This is a genomic window from Bacteroides sp. AF20-13LB (genome assembly GCF_003603065.1).
GTDB classification, from domain to species: domain Bacteria; phylum Bacteroidota; class Bacteroidia; order Bacteroidales; family Bacteroidaceae; genus Bacteroides; species Bacteroides uniformis.
Genome location: NZ_QTMH01000010.1, coordinates 222,978 through 240,180, shown reverse-complemented (window position 1 = coordinate 240,180; position 17,203 = coordinate 222,978). Strand labels below are relative to the sequence as shown.

Annotated in this window: 14 protein-coding genes, 1 pseudogene and 1 riboswitch; of the genes and pseudogenes, 8 read left to right on the top strand and 7 right to left on the bottom strand. The window is 44.2% G+C overall.

Annotated elements, in window-relative coordinates; genetic code table 11:
- Window positions 1-75 precede the first annotated feature (75 nt).
- From DWX62_RS14080 to DWX62_RS14050, 7 genes are all read right to left on the bottom strand, one after another.
- Window positions 76-630 carry a DUF1629 domain-containing protein gene (locus DWX62_RS14080; RefSeq protein ID WP_117542726.1) on the bottom strand — a complete coding sequence of 185 codons (555 nt, stop codon included), beginning with the start codon at window positions 628-630 and terminating at the stop codon, window positions 76-78.
- Between the two features lie 103 nt (window positions 631-733).
- Window positions 734-1,255: a hypothetical protein gene (locus DWX62_RS14075; protein WP_117588480.1), complete on the bottom strand. Its 522-nt coding sequence runs from the start codon at window positions 1,253-1,255 to the stop codon at window positions 734-736.
- Between the two features lie 9 nt (window positions 1,256-1,264).
- Window positions 1,265-1,966, bottom strand: a complete 702-nt coding sequence (locus tag DWX62_RS14070; protein WP_005643591.1) for a PoNe immunity protein domain-containing protein — start codon at window positions 1,964-1,966, stop codon at window positions 1,265-1,267.
- A gap of 52 nt (window positions 1,967-2,018) precedes the next feature.
- Window positions 2,019-2,441: a hypothetical protein gene (locus DWX62_RS14065; protein ID WP_004329681.1), complete on the bottom strand. Its 423-nt coding sequence runs from the start codon at window positions 2,439-2,441 to the stop codon at window positions 2,019-2,021.
- A gap of 80 nt (window positions 2,442-2,521) precedes the next feature.
- Complete coding sequence (locus DWX62_RS14060; RefSeq protein WP_032535959.1) at window positions 2,522-3,112, bottom strand: T6SS immunity protein Tdi1 domain-containing protein; 591 nt, start codon at window positions 3,110-3,112, stop codon at window positions 2,522-2,524.
- Between the two features lie 78 nt (window positions 3,113-3,190).
- Window positions 3,191-4,297, bottom strand: coding sequence for a site-specific integrase (locus DWX62_RS14055; protein ID WP_007480249.1), 1,107 nt, complete (start codon window positions 4,295-4,297; stop codon window positions 3,191-3,193).
- A gap of 95 nt (window positions 4,298-4,392) precedes the next feature.
- The gene (locus tag DWX62_RS14050; RefSeq protein WP_007480251.1) at window positions 4,393-5,007 is read right to left on the bottom strand and encodes a TetR/AcrR family transcriptional regulator; all 615 of its coding nucleotides are present in this window, start codon (window positions 5,005-5,007) and stop codon (window positions 4,393-4,395) included.
- Between the two features lie 604 nt (window positions 5,008-5,611).
- On the opposite strand from DWX62_RS14050, the pseudogene DWX62_RS14040 reads away from it, so the two are divergent.
- From DWX62_RS14040 to DWX62_RS14000, 8 genes and pseudogenes are all read left to right on the top strand, one after another.
- Window positions 5,612-6,655 (top strand): annotated as a pseudogene (locus DWX62_RS14040) (site-specific integrase); the annotation flags it as partial.
- A gap of 447 nt (window positions 6,656-7,102) precedes the next feature.
- Window positions 7,103-7,996 carry a phage integrase SAM-like domain-containing protein gene (locus DWX62_RS14030; RefSeq protein WP_004289225.1) on the top strand — a complete coding sequence of 298 codons (894 nt, stop codon included), beginning with the start codon at window positions 7,103-7,105 and terminating at the stop codon, window positions 7,994-7,996.
- A 46-nt stretch (window positions 7,997-8,042) separates the two neighbouring features.
- Entirely contained in the window at window positions 8,043-8,372 is a 330-nt protein-coding gene (locus DWX62_RS22315; RefSeq protein WP_004289226.1) for a hypothetical protein, read from the top strand.
- A gap of 386 nt (window positions 8,373-8,758) precedes the next feature.
- Window positions 8,759-8,951: riboswitch (cobalamin riboswitch) on the top strand.
- Between the two features lie 154 nt (window positions 8,952-9,105).
- A complete protein-coding gene (locus DWX62_RS14020; RefSeq protein ID WP_004289228.1) occupies window positions 9,106-10,023 on the top strand; it encodes a DUF4465 domain-containing protein in 918 nt (305 codons plus the stop codon).
- A gap of 64 nt (window positions 10,024-10,087) precedes the next feature.
- Window positions 10,088-11,869, top strand: a complete 1,782-nt coding sequence (locus DWX62_RS14015) for a PKD-like domain-containing protein (protein ID WP_004293827.1) — start codon at window positions 10,088-10,090, stop codon at window positions 11,867-11,869.
- A 14-nt stretch (window positions 11,870-11,883) separates the two neighbouring features.
- Complete coding sequence (locus DWX62_RS14010) at window positions 11,884-13,974, top strand: lipoprotein (protein WP_004311297.1); 2,091 nt, start codon at window positions 11,884-11,886, stop codon at window positions 13,972-13,974.
- A gap of 28 nt (window positions 13,975-14,002) precedes the next feature.
- Window positions 14,003-15,103 carry a YncE family protein gene (locus tag DWX62_RS14005; RefSeq protein WP_004293828.1) on the top strand — a complete coding sequence of 367 codons (1,101 nt, stop codon included), beginning with the start codon at window positions 14,003-14,005 and terminating at the stop codon, window positions 15,101-15,103.
- 18 nt (window positions 15,104-15,121) lie between these two features.
- Window positions 15,122-17,200 carry a TonB-dependent receptor gene (locus DWX62_RS14000; protein WP_004311295.1) on the top strand — a complete coding sequence of 693 codons (2,079 nt, stop codon included), beginning with the start codon at window positions 15,122-15,124 and terminating at the stop codon, window positions 17,198-17,200.
- Window positions 17,201-17,203 lie beyond the last annotated feature (3 nt).

The window sequence follows — 17,203 nt, the reverse complement described above, 5'->3', positions numbered from 1 at the left end:
TCGTGTACTCTAATTGTTCATAATGGTTTGACAAGGAGCTGCGTTTAGCAGCTAACTTGGCTTGTTATCAGTGATTTATTTTGCGATACCTGCACATGTAAATTTTAATCCTGTGATTGAATTTTGCTTCACAAAATCTACAAATTCATCTGTGCAATAATAATTGTTATTAAACAGACTATCCCGAAATATGATATATGAACCGATATTTCCTTTATTGAAAATACCATTATTATCCCTCATCATCTTCAAGATTTCTTCATTGCTCTTGGACTCTATATTTAAGGCATCGACTGTATTCAATACATTTATAAAATAATAACCTGAAGCGTTCCCGTCCACATTGACAGGTAAAACTTCTATTTGCCCTTTCAGCTTTTCAGAGAGTAATAAGGAAGTTCTTTTATTTACTATCAGACAACCGGAAAAATAACAAGATGCATCAAACTCCTCACTTCGTTTGTCTTTCTTTTTCCTTTTATCTCTAAACAGTTCCAGACTAAGCCCTTTCCACTCATTAATAAGTGATTGACCATTATAATCCCAAACGCCTTTATTTGACTCATCATCTTCCTTGAATACAAAGAACTTGTAATTATCAAAGTCTTGTCCAATTTCATATATATTCATAATGTTACACTATTTAATTACTGATAATGGTTCAGCGGGGAACGCTGTAAGGCGTTATCACGCTTCGTTAACATCATATTTATTCTCACACCAGTGTACCATATCAATAAACCATAATCACGAGGTCTTTTTGCGCTTCAAAGGCTTCATCGAAAATGAAATTCAGGTCGTCCATTTCCTGCTCATAGTCATAATCTCCGATACCGTTACCCTCTTTCAGCGAGGTGTATTCCGTACGCTTACTCTCCAATTCAGAAACGGGTATGCTGATAATATAGGGAAAATCACTGCTCAATGGAATAGGGATGAATGTACTTTGACTATCCAGTTGCCAAAGGTTTTCCGCACAGTAGATTTGCGTTCCATAATGGTTGCAAATCTTTTCATATACATACCCGTACATGAAAGCAATTTCGGGATAACGGATTTTTCCGTTCACAATGTCTGCTAATACCGCATAAGCATCTTTATCCGTGTTTAGGCTATTGCTGAAAGAATCGTTCAAACAGTCAAGTTCCTGCTTCAACGCAACCTTTAATTGGTTTATAAGCTGATTATCACAAGCCCCGTAAACAGACCTTACCTTATCGGCTTCTATCAAATATGCACAAACAGAGTAACTCATACCTTTTCTTTATTTAATGTTGTCATTCCAATGTACCATGTCGTATGGATAGTAGGGCAACCCTTTCAGGCTGCTATCATTCAGCCCCAAGACCTTGACCAATGCACCGCTTTCAAAACACCAATAACCGTCATGGTTGATACCATATTTATGGTCGTCATGCCAAGATAAATCAGAATGTCCTCGATACCATTCTTTTTTGAGGTATTTTTCTAATCGTTTCATCGCTTCTGCCTTGTCTTGTTCAGCCAACTCTGTAACAGTGATAGCTGCTTGATAGGGTGACGGATATAATACTTTGTTTGTTGTCCTTTCCCAATCAAGAAATCTGTATCTAATCAAGGTGTCATAAATATAGTCTTTTGCTTCCCTGTCTTTTATCAGTTGAACCAAACTTTGTATAAGGTTGTCTTCGTAATCCAACATAATGCCTATTGACAGAAGCCATAACATTTCAATATAAAATCCGTTATCCGTCCAAAATCTCGGCATCGTTTTGAGGGTTTCCACATAATTATTTTTCAGATTATCAATATCCTGTCCCATAGAATACTGTACCAATAAAGAACGAAGCCTATAATTGAACAAAGAATCGTAACCTATATGTTTACCTGAAAGATGCTTTTGTTCATAATAAAGAATTTCTTCATTATACAATTTCAGTTGCTTTAAATACTGTTCTTCTGTAAAAAGTTTATCTCTTGTTTCCATTATGGTACACTGTTTTGATGTTAATGGTTTGGAAAGGAACACCATTCAGGGGTTATCTTTCCTTGTTACCAATGAATTTACTTTTATATATAGCGTACTCTACTGTGTAAGTAGCCAGCTTCACGCCCAAGAACATACCTACAAGCAATATATATGCTACTAAGCAATATTGATTATACAAGAGGTCTTTTAAGAATACAGGTATCAATAAGGCTATGATTGTAGCGTTCTGAAACCACTTCTGTACTTTCAATAAGAGGTTAATGTATAAATGATTTCCTATGTAATTGAACCCCCATTTATAATTATGCTGTTTCAGATAAGATAGTGAAAACCACAATCCTACAAGTGAAGCAATAAGGGCTACTCGCCACCATGCTCCCATGTATGGGAACATACCTTTTAAGAATGTCAGCAAAACAATACCTATTATGCTACATTCATATACTATTCTTACTTTTGTTACATCATTCATATATGTACGCTATTTGTTGGTAATGGTTAGCAGGGAACGGCTCGTCCGTTATCCTGCGTTGTTATCAACCAGTTCTATACTCAATATTTATCTGCAACTTCAAATTCACCGATTGTTTGTGTGCAGATGTCAATGTACGGAATAGTCTTGACTATCTTGATGTTTTCAATGTCCTCACTTCCTCCCATAGCCAACAGTAGGGAATACCCGAAACATTCGTCATTGTCGGGAGTTCCGAGTTTCTCTTGTATTACAGGATAATTTTCTAAGTCAAACCAACCTTTCAAGAAACTTTGATTTACCATTACCTTATTAAAAATTGCACGAAGATTGGCAGGAAGTATTAAATATGTTCCGTATCTGACATTCAGATAAACAACGTAATTATTCAGTCTTGGGTTCTTTACATAGGCAAAGACATCGCCGAAAGCCGTACACATGAATGGCAGAAACGATTTGTCATCTTCCTTCTCATAACAGGAGTTTATCACATCTTGGTAATCGGACGGATTGATAAGCTTAAACAGCCCATTACAATAACTGCCCAGCCCGACTTCCTGCCATAAAGTATTCAGTTCGGGGTAGGACAAATCGGCGTATTTGGCAATAAAAGTATCATCTACTGCCTGCCTCTTATTATTGAGGCTCTTTTCTAAAAATTCTTCGTACATATTTATGCGCTTTATGGTTGATAATTTTTCGATAAACGCACCTTATGGTGTAGTTCCTATTCACTATTAAATCATTGTCTAATCATCATCCAAACAATCCAGCGGATTGGGGATTTTTGCTTTATAGGCGTTCGATACGTGCAGATAAATTGCCGTTGTTTTTATATCGGTATGTCCCATAAGTTCCTGTATGGTTCTTAGGTCTGTCCCTTGTTCCAGCAGGTGGGTGGCGAACGTGTGCCGGAGCATGTGCAGGTGTACCCGATGCTTTATTCCGGCTTTCCTTGCCGCTTCTTTCAATATCTTAACCAATGCGCTGGGCGAGTATTGTTCGCCTGCCTGTTCGCCCTCAAAAAGCCATTTTTGCGGTCTGTATTCCCGGTAGTAAGCCCTTAGTTCGTTGAGCAGCTTTTCCGACAGTAGGGAATACCTGCACTTCTTGCCTTTTCCGGCAATCCTGATTAGCATCCGTTCGCTGATGATGTCTTGGGGTGTCAGGTTCAGAAGTTCGCTTCGGCGTAGTCCGGCAGAGTAAATAAGAGAAATCATGCACCTGTGTTTCCGATTGGATAACTGTGCAAAGATGCTTTTCATTTCTTCCCGGCTTAATACTTCGGGCAATGCCTTGTACTCTTTTGCACGGGCTATCCCGCCATAATATTGCCGCTTGCCTTTCCGGACTTTCTCGTAATAGAACTTGATAGCGTTGATGCGCATGTTCTGCTGGGTGGCGGATATGTGCTTTTCCTTTACCATGTGGAGCATATAGCTGTTTATGTCCTCGACCGTCAGCAGGTCAAGGTCTTGCCCCTTGTGGTATTCCATGAAGTCGCTGAAATAGATTTTATAGGCTTTTATGGTGGAAAGGCTGTACCGCTTCTGTTCCAGCAGTTCGAGGTAGCCTCTCGGCAGTATGTATTCCCTTTTAGGTTTGGGATGCCGCACGTAAACCCGGCTGTAATCAATATAGGCGTGGGGCGAATAGCGGTCATAGAAATCCGGCAGTTTAAAAGCGGTGGCAGGTATGTAGGCAGAACTATTGCCTGTCTTTTCCACGTCCGTATCTTGGGCGAGCAGCAGGGCGACAGCCTGACTGTTTACATACTCTATCCGTATGTAGTCCGCACCGTTTCTTTCTTCCTTGTACAGAACGATGCTTCCTCTCTGTTTCTGAACCTTATCCATGTCGCTGAATTTTGCTTCGCTCCAAAGATAAGATAAAAATATCACTTTTTGAACATCTGTTCAAAAATAATAGAGGTTAAAAAAACAAAAGAGTATCAGGCTTTAAGCAGCGAATAGATATGGCGAAAATTTTCTGCCAGTTCGTCCACGTTCAGACCGTTCAGAAATGCTTGTTCGTATGACAGTCCTAAAAACATTTGCCGGAACAAGATAGCCGTTTTCTTCACGTCCGTGTTGCTCCTGATTTCCCCGCTTTCTTTTGCCTTCTGTATGACTTTCTCCCATAGGTCATAGTCTTGTCGGTAGATTTTCTCAATTTTCTGCCTGATACCCGGATAGTACATGCGCACTTGTGACAGGAAATGAAAGTAGTAGAAGTTAGGACTACAATCATGCGGGCTGCTATTATCGCCAATCAGTTCAACAATCCTTTTCATGGAAGCGGCTACTCCCGCCACGTATTGCCCGATGAACTCCGTCAACGTATCGGCAGGAGCGGCAAACTTGTTTTCCGGTTCGTGCATTTGCAACACGTATTTGTCCGCCACAGCCATGAATAAATCCAACTTGTGCGGAAAATAATAAACGATACCCGTTTTTGTCACCCCGCAGGCTTTGGCAAGCGTGATGATGCTTGCTTTCTCGTAGTTCATCCTGACAAATACGCCGAACGCTTTATCTATTACTTCTTCACGGTTAGTTATTATCATACACGTTTGTTTTTAATCGGTTACGAAGATACGGATTTTGTTTTAACCATTTGTACCCCAGTGCTTTTTTTTAGTGCAAGGTGCAAGTATATATTTATATATATAGCTTGCACCTTGCACTAACCCAAAAATATTTATTATCAGATATTTGCGAGTTTCAAAAGAAAGCCGTATCTTTGAACCCGAAAGTTAGGCAGACAAACAGCGGTCAAAGTTGGACAAGCCCAACATCTGAAAATCGTTACTGTTTCGTTACCTATTTGAAATTTTGAAAGCGAAGTAGCTGAAATATAAGCGGTTAGAGTTGTAGGTTCAAACCCCTGTCTCTCCGCAAAACTAACCGGACAATACCGGACAGTAAGCAGACAAGTCCCACAAATTCAATGATTTGTGGGACTTTTTTTATTCCCTTGTGTCTGCCTTAAAGTACACCTTTTCGCCCCAAAAAGACAAAGTTCGTAACCTAACTCGTACCCCCGACAAACAAAAACGGAAAGGGGGTACAGATTGTCCGAAATTGGCGAAGTCCTGTCGCTATTTGGCTTGCCTGCATAGAACTCATTTTTAGAGAATTACAATAGTTTTGCAATTTAAAAAGTGAGTTATGAAATCGACATTCAACATTTGCTTTTACGCAAAGAAAGACAAGCAGAAAGCCAACGGTGCGTACCCCCTTTTCGCCCGTATCACAGTGGACGGCGTGGCGAGCCGTTTTAATACCAAGCTGGACGTGCTGCCCTCTATTTGGGACGGCAAAATGGGCAAGGCTACCGGACGTACTTCGGAAGCCAGCCGCATAAACCGTATGCTGGACGATATAAACGCATCCTTGAACACCATTTACCACGAAATGCAACGGCGTGACAACTACGTGACCGCCGAGAAAGTGAAGAACGAGTTTTTAGGTCATAGCGAGAGCCACGAAACAATCCTTACCCTGTTCCAAAAGCACAATGACGATGTGAAGCAGTTGGTCGGCATATCCAAGACAATAGCGACTTACCGCAAGTATGAAGTCACCCGCCGCCACCTTGCCGAGTTCATTCAAAGCAAGTACAACGTATCGGACATATCCATTAAGGAGATAAGCCCGATGTTCATTACCGATTTTGAATTGTATTTGCGTACCGCCTGCAAGTGCGGCTACAACACCACCGCCAAGTTCATGCAGTTCTTCAAGCGTATCATCATCATTGCCCGCAACAATGGCATACTGGTGAACGACCCTTTCGCCAGTTACAAAATCCGGCTGGAGAAAGTGGACAGGGGGTATCTGACAGAGGACGAGATTAAAATCATCCTCAAAAAGAAAATGGTTTCCGAGCGGCTGGAACACGTCAGGGACTTGTTCATCTTTGCCTGCTTCACCGGGCTTGCCTATATAGATGTAGCCGGGCTTACGCAAGACAACATTCGCAAATCTTTTGACGGCAACATTTGGATAATGACAAAGCGGCAAAAGACGAATACGGATGTTAATGTTCCTCTGCTGGATATTCCCAAGATGATTTTGAAGAAGTACAAGGGCAAGTTACCGAATGGCAAGATACTTCCCGTAATCAGCAATCAGAAGCTAAACGCCTACTTGAAAGAGATTGCCGATATATGTGGTATTAAAAAGAACTTGACATTTCACCTTGCGAAACATCATACAATCTCTATCTAATTGAAAATTAAACAGTTATTTCTGTTTAATTAATATCAGGTAACGATTTAGAAACGAGCGAATTACAATATTCTGTTTTCTTTTGCCTCTGTCAAAGAACGATTCTTTCAATGCAAATATACACTTTACTTGTGACAAAAGCAATCTTTTTCTACATTTAATCGACTTACAGTCAGCCTTAAAGAGGGTATCTGGTCTCATTCCATCTTCTTCCTCAAAAATAACATAGCAGTCTAAATTGGTTTATGTATGGGATAGGTCTTGTTCATTCGATCCGGTAGACTACTATACATAAAAGTATAAAGGCGAGATACGACAAGGAGATGCCATGCTTTTGTGTAAGGGGAATCTCTCTTAGCTTATCGCAGACCATGTATAGCTAAGTGTTTTGAGAATAAACAGTCTGTAAAAAACGGAAAGACACCGATTATGGGCCGTATCACCATCAATGGAACCCAAGCCGGTTTCAGTTGTAAGAAAGAAGTGTCCCTCGCTTTGTGGGACGTCAAAACCAACCGGGCCAAAGGCAAGTCCGAGGAGGCCCGTACACTCAATCAGGAGCTTGACAATATCAAGGCGCAAATCACCAGGCACTACCAGTACATCTGCGACCACGACAGTTTTGTTACAGCCAAGAAAGTCTATAACCGCTATGTCGGCTTCTCAGAGGAATGCCACACCCTTATGAACCTTTTCAGGGAACAGCTGGAACCGTATAAAAAGAAAATCGGCATAGAGAAAGCCGAAAGCACCTACTGCGGTCTGGTTGCCGATTACAAGAGTCTCCTGCTTTTCATGAAAAGCAAGAAGAATGCAGAGGATATTGTCATCGAAGAACTTGAGAAATCATTCATCGAGGATTACTACAACTGGATGCTCGGTACATGCGCTTTGGCAAACTCCACTGTCTTCGGGCGTGTCAATACCTTGAAGTGGCTGATGTATATCGCGCAGGAAAAAGGCTGGATACGGGTTCATCCGTTCGCATCATTCGAGTGTATGCCCGAATACAAGAGGCGTTCTTTCCTTTCCGAAGAGGAACTGCAAAGGATAATCCATATAGAACCGAGATACAAACGCCAGCGTGCCATGCGCGACATGTTCCTGTTCATGTGCTTCACCGGTCTTTCCTATGTGGACTTGAAAGCCATAACATACGATAATATCCATACCGACTCCGACGGCGGTACATGGCTGATGGGCAACCGTATAAAAACGGGAGTGGCGTATGTCGTAAAATTATTGCCCATTGCTATCGAACTGATTGAAAAATATAGGGGTACGGATGAAAAGAAAGACTCCCCGAATGTGTCTTTCCGGTAGGTGAATACAATGCCATGCGGCTCAGTCTTGGAATCATAGGCAGGAAATGCAACTCCGGGGCGAGGTCACCCCGCACATCGGACGCCACGCATTTGCCGTTCTGGCCATACTCAAGGGGATGCTGCTGGAAACTCTTCAGAAAGTGTTTGGGCATAAGTCCATCACATACGTCCTGCGCATCCATTCACTTGTCCGGCGCAGGCGGGGCAATCTTTTTCTGGAAGTCGCCCATCTGTACGACCAGCGTGCTGACCAGCTTTCTCAACTCCTAATACGCGCTTGTTTCAATAATTGTCAGTTCCATACTAAAATTCTTTTTAAGATTCTGAATATGCGACAAAGTAACGCACATCCTATATCCTTTCCAAACAGATAATATCAGAGTCTTCCGTTGGCGTGCATTGGCGTATCCAACGTTAAAAGAGAAGGTCCTTCACCTGCATCCATGCGGCAACGGAACTTCCATTCCCTTACTTGTTTTCCATAAATTTATAGGATTAATTTCTGGTGCATGATATTAATAGTCATTATTCTGTCTGCTTTTTTTGCTTGCATAATTGCAGCTAACAGTTATCTATTCCAGAACGCATTGTTATGGAAAATGGCAAGCTGTTTTGTTGGTTTATGGATATTGTGTATGATAATTACCGTCTTCGTTTGTCGTAAACTTGAATGCTCTAATTAAAACAGTACGGTTGTCATGCTTTGTGTGTTTTATTATAAATATTATGAATTATTTGGAATTGATATGTAATATAGATAATTTTGCAGTCGGGAAATGGTTTCGGGAGGTTTACGCCTTCCGAATGAAAAGGGAACCCGGTGAAAATCCGGGACAGTACCCGCTGCTGTGAGTCCACAAAAACGGACATCGAACTTTTGCCACTGGTGTAATACCGGGAAGGCACGATGACCGGGACGAGTCAGAAGACCTGCCATGACCGGAATGAGATTTACACCTGCGGGATATACGGGTCGTAATCAAATAAGGAATAGCTCATCGGCCATTCAATATTTGAAGACAGACATATTCCCGTTCGTGTAAGTCCGCACGAACGGGAATTTTTTGTGTTTGTTAATAATATGTTTTACATTAAAATGAGTGACCTATGAAAAGAAAATTACGCTTTCTGGCAGGTGCCTGTCTATTTACCGCAACCGCCTTGTTCTCTGGCTGTAGCTCGGACGATGACTTTTTGATGGACCCGGTTGATTCCGGAACTTCGCAAACCCGTGCTGTGACAAATTCGGACGGTACTTTAACTATCACTTTCGATGATTTCGATCCCGGCATGTTAGCAGGACCTACCTCGGCCGGAGAAAATCTTTATTCGTACCAAGGGTATCCTCAAGTAACCACCATTTACGACAATACTCCGGAAGAATATCTCTTCCTTTCAATGTTTAATACTGTAGGTGGAAGCACAGAGTATTCCAGCGGCGGCATCGCACTTTCCAACTGGAACATCCGCTCCAATCAGTCGGGAAATACCGGAGACTGGTGGTATTCTTATCTAAACCAATGTTCTGTCTATAACACTGCGGTGGAAGCGGAAGGACAGAATAAGGAAGCCGGGCACAGCGGTTCCAATTTCGGTGTCGTTTACGGATATGTGGATGCTTACAATCAGGCATGGATGGCTAAACCAGAATTTTATTTCAATGTTCCCCGGAAATTGGTCGGCCTGTGGATCTGCAACACCTCATACACTTATGGTGTCATTACTTATGGTAATCAGTTCGGTTCTACGGGGGTAGCGACTCCTCTGAAAGAGATGAAAGGGTATTTCCAAGTGAATCTGGAATGTTATGATGCGAATGGCGGTCTGATCCGCACTTACAAACGTCTTTTAGCCGATTATCGTAACGGCCAACAACAGGTTGATCCTATCACGACATGGGATTATTGGGAAATCAATGCCGAAGGGGTGCAAAGTGTGAAATTCAACTTCGAGGGTTCGGATTCGGGAGCATACGGTTTGAATACTCCGGCTTATATCTGTATTGATGATATCACCATACAATAAAAAGAATACAAGGATATCCCTTCTGTCGGGGGTATCCCTGTTATTTTTCTAAAATCCACACATCATGCATCGTTTTCACTATTTTATTATTTCTGCTTGTATGCTGTTCACCTCCTGCAACAAGGATGAAGTCATTACCGAAGAAGTAGGAGGACAACCTATAATAGAACTTGACAGCGAGACCGGTATTTACACGGTCAAGGTCGATCACGAATTGACTATCGCCCCGACATACCAGAATGTTGAAGATGCTCTTTTTGCTTGGACGATAGACGGTACGCTGGTTTCTTCGGGTCCGTCTCTTCAACGTACATGGAATGAATGCGGGGATTTTTATGTCAAACTAAGAGTAGACAATGCGGAAGGCTATGCCGAAGAGGAACTGAAAGTAGAAGTGAAAGAACTCACCCCTCCGGTCATCTCACTGGCACTACCTTCGCAGGGGCTAAAAGTCGTCCGGAATACCGATTACACATTTACTCCCGATATTCAGCATTCGGATGTCGAAGGGTTCAAAATCGAATGGGTACGGGAAGGAAAAATCGTTTCCACCGAGAATACTTATACTTTCAATGAAAAAGAACTCGGTGTTTATACGGTGACAATCAACGCTTCCAATATAGATGGGACAACAACGAAAGACGTAAGCGTAGAGGTCGTGGAAACGATGCCCTACGTTGTCAAATTCCCGACCCCGTCTTACCTGCAAACATCCACGGACAGGTACACTTTTGCCGACCGTCCTGTTTTCCTGCGTCCGTTGTTGGAGTATTTCGACAATCCCCGTTTTGAGTGGAGTGTGGACGGTCAGGTCATGGAAGGAGAAGTGGAACGCATGTTCAAGTTCACGCCGTCCGCACCCGGAGAATACACCGTCTCCTGTACTGTGTCGGAAGACACACCGACGGAAAAAATAAGCAGGAATATCGACAAAGGGAAAACGGCTGTCACTGCCACCGTAAAAGTCGTTTGTGTGGACAAAAAGGAACAAGACGGCTTCCGGGCTTCGGGAAGTTCCAAGCTCTGGAATAAAGTCTATGAATATACCCCAGCTCCCGGCCAATTTATCAACGAGACGAGCACGATAGGCGGTATGACCGGCAACGAAACATCCCCTGAAGCGGCTGTCGCATGGGCAACACAGCGTTTGAAAGACAAACTGCACGTCTCTTTAGGTTCTTTCGGGGGTTATATCATCGTCGGCTTCGACCACAGTATTCCCAATTCGGGTAACCAATATGATTTCTGTGTTCAGGGGAACGCCTTTGACGGCAGTTCCGAACCGGGTATCGTATGGGTCATGCAAGATATAAACGGAAACGGATTGCCGGATGACGAGTGGTACGAACTGAAAGGATCTGAAGCAGGCAAGGAAGAAACAATACAGAATTTTGAAGTGACCTATTACCGTCCGGAAGGCAAAAAAATGGATGTCCAATGGATCAGTTCCGACGGTAGAAACGGCTGGGTAGACTATCTGTCCGCTTATCATACACAAGACTATTATTATCCGGCTTGGATTTCGGAAAACAGTTATACCCTGACAGGCACTTGTCTGGCCGCCCGCAACACCCAAGATTCTCAAACCGGTTATTGGGATAATCAGAGTTATGACTGGGGGTACGTGGATAATTTCGGAAACGACCAGATAGAAGGCGGCAGTACGGTGGATGGAAGCGGACAAAGGAACGGTTTCAAAATTTCCAATGCCATCCATGCCGATGGAACGGAAGCCAATCTGCAATATATTGACTTTATCAAAATACAATGCGGTGTTCTGGCCAAAAGCGGCTGGCTGGGCGAAGTTTCTACGGAGGTATTTTCTTTTGAGGATCTAACCAAATAATAAAAATTACAAGTATGAAAATTTATTTTCTTCCCATGCTCCTATCCTTGTTCTTTTTGGGAGCGTGTGACAAAAACGATGAAATTATACCTGAAGATGCAGATGAAAATTTCATCACATCGGTCGTGATGACCGTGGACGGGAAATCGTACACGGCCGACATTACGGACAATACAGTAACAATAACCGTTCCCTATACGGTATCGCTGAACAACGCCGAAGTGGAATTCAAGTACACAACTTCTGCAACAATCATACCTGATCCTGAAACGGTAACGGACTGGGATAACGAACGAACCTTCCGGGTGACATCCTATAACGGAGATGCCCGCGAATATACCTATAAGGTCGTGAAAAGCGAGATAGAATCTGACGGAGATGTGGAGTTGAAGACCACCGAGGAGGTAGCTTCTTTTGCCGCAACCAAAACAACCGTTGTCAAAGGGAACCTGATTATCGGCTCTGATGCGGAAGAGGCAGAAAAAATCACTGACATATCTGCATTGGCATCTTTGAAAGAGGTTACTGGCAACATTGTCATTCGTAACAGTTACAACGGTGCAGACTTGACAGGGTTGGATAATATCGTTTCTGCCGGAGGTTTACAGGTAGGTTCGACCGATGTCGCCTCGAAAGCTACGGAACTTCACATGATTTCCATGAAAGCATTGGAAACGCTCTCCGGAGACATATCGGTATATAACGACCAAGTGACGTATGTCCTATTCGAGAAACTGGCAACTATTGAAGGAAGCGTGATGTTCAATGCGTCGTCGTTACAGAGTTTTGAGTTTCCGGTTCTGACTACTGTAGGTCAGGATCTGAATCTTCAAGGACTCAATGAAGAGAACACAGCAGCCGGTTCGATTGCGTCTTTGGAAATACCGGAACTGACAAGTGTCGGAGGGGTCTTGTCCGTAAACAATCTTGCCAAGCTGACTTCCATGAGCTTCCTTAAGCTGAAAGAGACCGGTGGCCTTGATTTCCATACCGTCCCCGTGATGTTGGAAACCATCAACCTTCCGGAAATCGAAACAGTAAACGGAAGTATTATTATGGAAGCCAATATGGAAGCTCCTCCTACCGGTAGTTTTGTTCCCCAACGAAATGACGTGCTTCAGGCTTTCGGTGGAATGGACAAACTGACAACGATAAAGGGACAGATAAAGATAAAGAATTTCACGGCACTCAAACAACTTCCCGACTGGAGCAAGATCACCACACTTGGAAGCATCACGCTGGATTATCTTGAAGATGTGAGCGGAACACTGCTGTTGCCGAACGCCCGATTTGAAACCTTCGGAGAAACAGCGCCCCAGATTGAAATTATAAACAAGGTGCAGCTCTCCAAAATTGAAACAGCCGAAGATTTGTCAAATGTAAATTTTGTCATCACCAGTCTCACGAATAATAAGTTCCCTGAAATCACGTTCAAGAATATCAAAGACTTCACTTGTAAGCCAACCACCAACAATACCGATTATACCATATCGACAATTCAACATGTATATGGAAATCTAAATGTGACAGGCCAAATGCGAAGCAATGCCAAATTTCCCGACTTGGAAATCATAGATGGATATGGATATATCCAAATACCCATGTTTGCTTCAATCACAATGCCAGTCTTGAAAGAAGTGGGAGGACAGTTCTATTTATCTGGAAATTTTACCAGTTGTAACTTGCCCTTACTATCCAAAGTTTGTTGTTCAGCTTCTCCTGTATATTATAAAGAGGGAGAGGGTTCGTTAGCAATATCTTTACAAAGTAAATCGCTGGATATTCCGGAATTGCTTCACGTAGGAGGTGAAGGGTTGTTCGTTAATAAAGCAACAGGCATTACTTGTGATAAATTACAGACTATAGATGGTACGCTACAGATAAAAAGTGCGACTTCTCTTTCTCAGGAAACACTTTCCATGGAGAAGTTGGAGACCTTGCATGGGGTTGTTTTTGACGGTTTGACGAAATTTACCGACTACACTTTCTTCGGCAAGTTTATAGAAAACGGAATGATTACGGGGGAAAGTTGGAGCGTGACGAAATGTGGGTATAACCCAACCTTCCAAAATATGAAGGACAAACAATATACGCAGCAGGATTAAACCTTATACCTTAACCAGAGTACCCGTAATGATTCGGGTACTCTTTTTTATCCGAATGACAATGAGCAGAACAATACAACGGATTTGCCTTTTTCTTTTCTGCCTGCCAGTTTTCGGCAGTTGCATGAAATGGGATTACGGAGAGATGGAAGATTTCTCTGTATCGGCCTCTGGTCTTTTCATTACCAACGAGGGGAATTTCCAGTACAGCAATGCCACGCTTTCCTACTACGATCCCGCCACGTGCGAAGTGGAGAATGAAGTGTTTTACCGTGCCAACGGGTTCAAGTTGGGCGATGTGGCCCAGTCTATGGTTATCCGGGACGGTATAGGCTGGATCGTGGTGAACAACTCGCATGTGATTTTCGCCATCGACATCAATACTTTCAAGGAAGTGGGCCGTATCACAGGTTTCACCTCACCCCGGTATATCCATTTTCTGTCGGATGAGAAAGCCTATGTGACGCAGATATGGGACTACCGTATCTTCATCATCAACCCCAAGACATACGAGATTACCGGCTATATCGAATGTCCAGACATGGACATGGAATCGGGTTCCACCGAACAAATGGTACAATACGGCAAGTACGTCTATGTGAACTGCTGGTCGTACCAGAACCGCATCCTGAAAATCGACACGGAGACGGACAAGGTCGTGGACGAACTGACCATCGGCATACAACCTACTTCGCTGGTCATGGACAAATACAACAAGATGTGGACCATCACGGATGGCGGTTACGAGGGCAGCCCATACGGTTACGAGGCACCGTCTCTCTATCGTATAGACGCCGAGACTTTCACCGTAGAGAAACAGTTCAAGTTTAAGCTGGGCGACTGGCCTTCGGAAGTCCAGCTCAACGGTACACGGGATACACTTTACTGGATCAACAACGATATTTGGCGAATGCCGGTGGAAGCCGACCGTGTTCCCGTCCGGCCTTTTCTGGAGTTTCGGGACACCAAATACTACGGCCTTACGGTCAATCCCAACAACGGGGAGGTATATGTGGCCGACGCTATTGATTACCAGCAACAAGGTATCGTGTATCGCTATTCGCCGCAAGGCAAGCTGATCGATGAATTTTACGTGGGAATCATTCCGGGAGCTTTCTGCTGGAAATAACGAGGAAGGAGGACAAAAATGAAAAGACATCTTATTCTATTGTTCGTGGGGGTAAGCCTGCCCTTTCTGCTTGCCGCCCAGCAGAAAAATTCCGTCAGCATTACCAAAAGGGTACTACGTATTCCGGAGGTTACGGTGGTGGGCAAACGACCTATGAAGGATATAGGCGTGCAACGAACCCGTTTCGATTCCATCGCCATGAAAGAGAACATCGCCTTATCTATGGCCGATGTGCTGACATTCAACTCATCCGTTTTTGTCAAGAACTACGGACGCGCCACGTTATCCACCGTGGCTTTCCGGGGTACCTCTCCCTCGCATACCCAAGTGACGTGGAATGGTATGCGCATTAACAACCCGATGCTGGGCATGACGGATTTTTCCACCATCCCTTCTTACTTTATCGATGATGCCTCGCTGCTGCACGGAACGTCATCGGTAAACGAAACGGGCGGCGGCTTGGGTGGTCTGGTCAGGCTCTCCACTTCTCCGGCCAACCATGAAGGGTTCGGGTTGCAGTACGTGCAGGGAGTGGGGTCGTTCAGCACGTTCGACGAGTTTCTCCGCCTGACCTACGGTGACAAACACTGGCAGTCCTCCACCCGTGTGGTGTATTCCTCTTCCCCCAACGACTACAAATACCGAAACCGGGACAAGAAGGAAAACATCTATGACGAGGACAAGAACATCATCGGTTCCTATTACCCGACGGAACGCAACCGCAGCGGGGCTTATAAGGATCTGCACGTCTTGCAGGAAATTTATTATAACACGGGCGAAGGCGACAAGTTCGGGCTAAACGCCTGGTATATCAATTCCAACCGGGAACTGGCGATGCTCAGCACGGATTACGGGAACGACATGGACTTCGAGAACCGCCAAAGGGAGCAGACGTTTCGCGGCGTCCTCTCGTGGGATCGCGTGCGGGAGAAATGGAAGGTCGGTGTAAAAGGCGGCTATATACACACATGGATGGCCTATGATTACAAGCGGGACAAGGGAAACGGCGAAATGGCTTCGATGACCCGCTCACGCAGTAAGATTAACACGTTCTACGGAAGTGCGGACGGGGATTATGCTCCTTCAGAGAAATGGCTGTTCACGGCCGGTGTTTCCGTACACCAGCATTTGGTGGAAAGCGCGGACAAAAATATCATCTCGCAGGAAGGTAACAAGGCTGTTGTCGGGTATGACAAGGGACGTGTCGAGTTTTCCGGTTCCGTTTCTGCGAAATGGCGGCCTGTCGATCGTTTTGCCGCCTCGCTTGTCCTTCGCGAGGATATGTTCGGTACGGAATGGGCCCCGGTTATCCCGGCTTTCTTCATCGACGGGGTACTGTCGAAAAAAGGCAATATCGTGGCGAAAGCATCCATCTCCCGGAACTACCGTTTTCCCACGCTGAACGACCTCTATTTTCTGCCGGGCGGTAATCCCGACCTGAAAAGCGAGCACGGCTTCACATACGACGTGGGGTTGTCGTTCTCGGTGGGGAAAGAAAATGTATATGCTTTGAGCGGTGGTATCAACTGGTTCGATTCGCACATCGACGACTGGATCATCTGGCTACCCACAACCAAGGGATTCTTCTCCCCCAGAAACCTCAAAAAGGTACATGCTTACGGGGCAGAGACCAACGCCCACCTTGATATAATGCTCGGAAAGGACTGGAAACTGGATATGAACGGAACTTTCTCGTGGACTCCCTCGATCAACGAGAGCGAACCGATGAGTCCGGCAGACCAATCCGTCGGCAAACAGTTGCCATACGTGCCGGAGTTTTCCGCAACGGTGACCGGACGTCTGTCATGGCGGACATGGAGCCTGCTTTACAAATGGTGTTATTACAGCCAGCGTTATACCATGTCGAGTAATGACTATACCCTGACGGGCTATCTGCCCCCTTACTTCATGAATAACGTGACACTGGAAAAACAGCTCTCTTTCCGATGGGCCGATCTGTCGCTAAAGGGCAGCATCAACAACCTGTTCGATGAAGAATACCTTTCCGTATTGTCCCGTCCCATGCCGGGCATCAATTTCGAGATATTCATCGGCATAACACCCAAGTTCGGAAAAAACAAAAATAGTAAACGATAATCT

What these genes read in the sequence shown, in the direction of transcription:
- DWX62_RS14070 (WP_005643591.1), bottom strand. Translation starts at nt 1,966, where the DNA reads ATGGAAACAAGAGATAAACTTTTTACAGAAGAACAGTATTTAAAGCAA.
- DWX62_RS14050 (WP_007480251.1), bottom strand. Translation starts at nt 5,007, where the DNA reads ATGATAATAACTAACCGTGAAGAAGTAATAGATAAAGCGTTCGGCGTA.
- DWX62_RS14065 (WP_004329681.1), bottom strand. Translation starts at nt 2,441, where the DNA reads ATGAATGATGTAACAAAAGTAAGAATAGTATATGAATGTAGCATAATA.
- DWX62_RS14020 (WP_004289228.1), top strand. Translation starts at nt 9,106, where the DNA reads ATGAAAAGAAAATTACGCTTTCTGGCAGGTGCCTGTCTATTTACCGCA.
- DWX62_RS14000 (WP_004311295.1), top strand. Translation starts at nt 15,122, where the DNA reads ATGAAAAGACATCTTATTCTATTGTTCGTGGGGGTAAGCCTGCCCTTT.
- DWX62_RS14005 (WP_004293828.1), top strand. Translation starts at nt 14,003, where the DNA reads ATGATTCGGGTACTCTTTTTTATCCGAATGACAATGAGCAGAACAATA.
- DWX62_RS14015 (WP_004293827.1), top strand. Translation starts at nt 10,088, where the DNA reads ATGCATCGTTTTCACTATTTTATTATTTCTGCTTGTATGCTGTTCACC.
- DWX62_RS14075 (WP_117588480.1), bottom strand. Translation starts at nt 1,255, where the DNA reads ATGAGTTACTCTGTTTGTGCATATTTGATAGAAGCCGATAAGGTAAGG.
- DWX62_RS14060 (WP_032535959.1), bottom strand. Translation starts at nt 3,112, where the DNA reads ATGTACGAAGAATTTTTAGAAAAGAGCCTCAATAATAAGAGGCAGGCA.
- DWX62_RS14080 (WP_117542726.1), bottom strand. Translation starts at nt 630, where the DNA reads ATGAATATATATGAAATTGGACAAGACTTTGATAATTACAAGTTCTTT.
- DWX62_RS14010 (WP_004311297.1), top strand. Translation starts at nt 11,884, where the DNA reads ATGAAAATTTATTTTCTTCCCATGCTCCTATCCTTGTTCTTTTTGGGA.
- DWX62_RS22315 (WP_004289226.1), top strand. Translation starts at nt 8,043, where the DNA reads ATGCAACTCCGGGGCGAGGTCACCCCGCACATCGGACGCCACGCATTT.
- DWX62_RS14030 (WP_004289225.1), top strand. Translation starts at nt 7,103, where the DNA reads ATGGGCCGTATCACCATCAATGGAACCCAAGCCGGTTTCAGTTGTAAG.
- DWX62_RS14055 (WP_007480249.1), bottom strand. Translation starts at nt 4,297, where the DNA reads ATGGATAAGGTTCAGAAACAGAGAGGAAGCATCGTTCTGTACAAGGAA.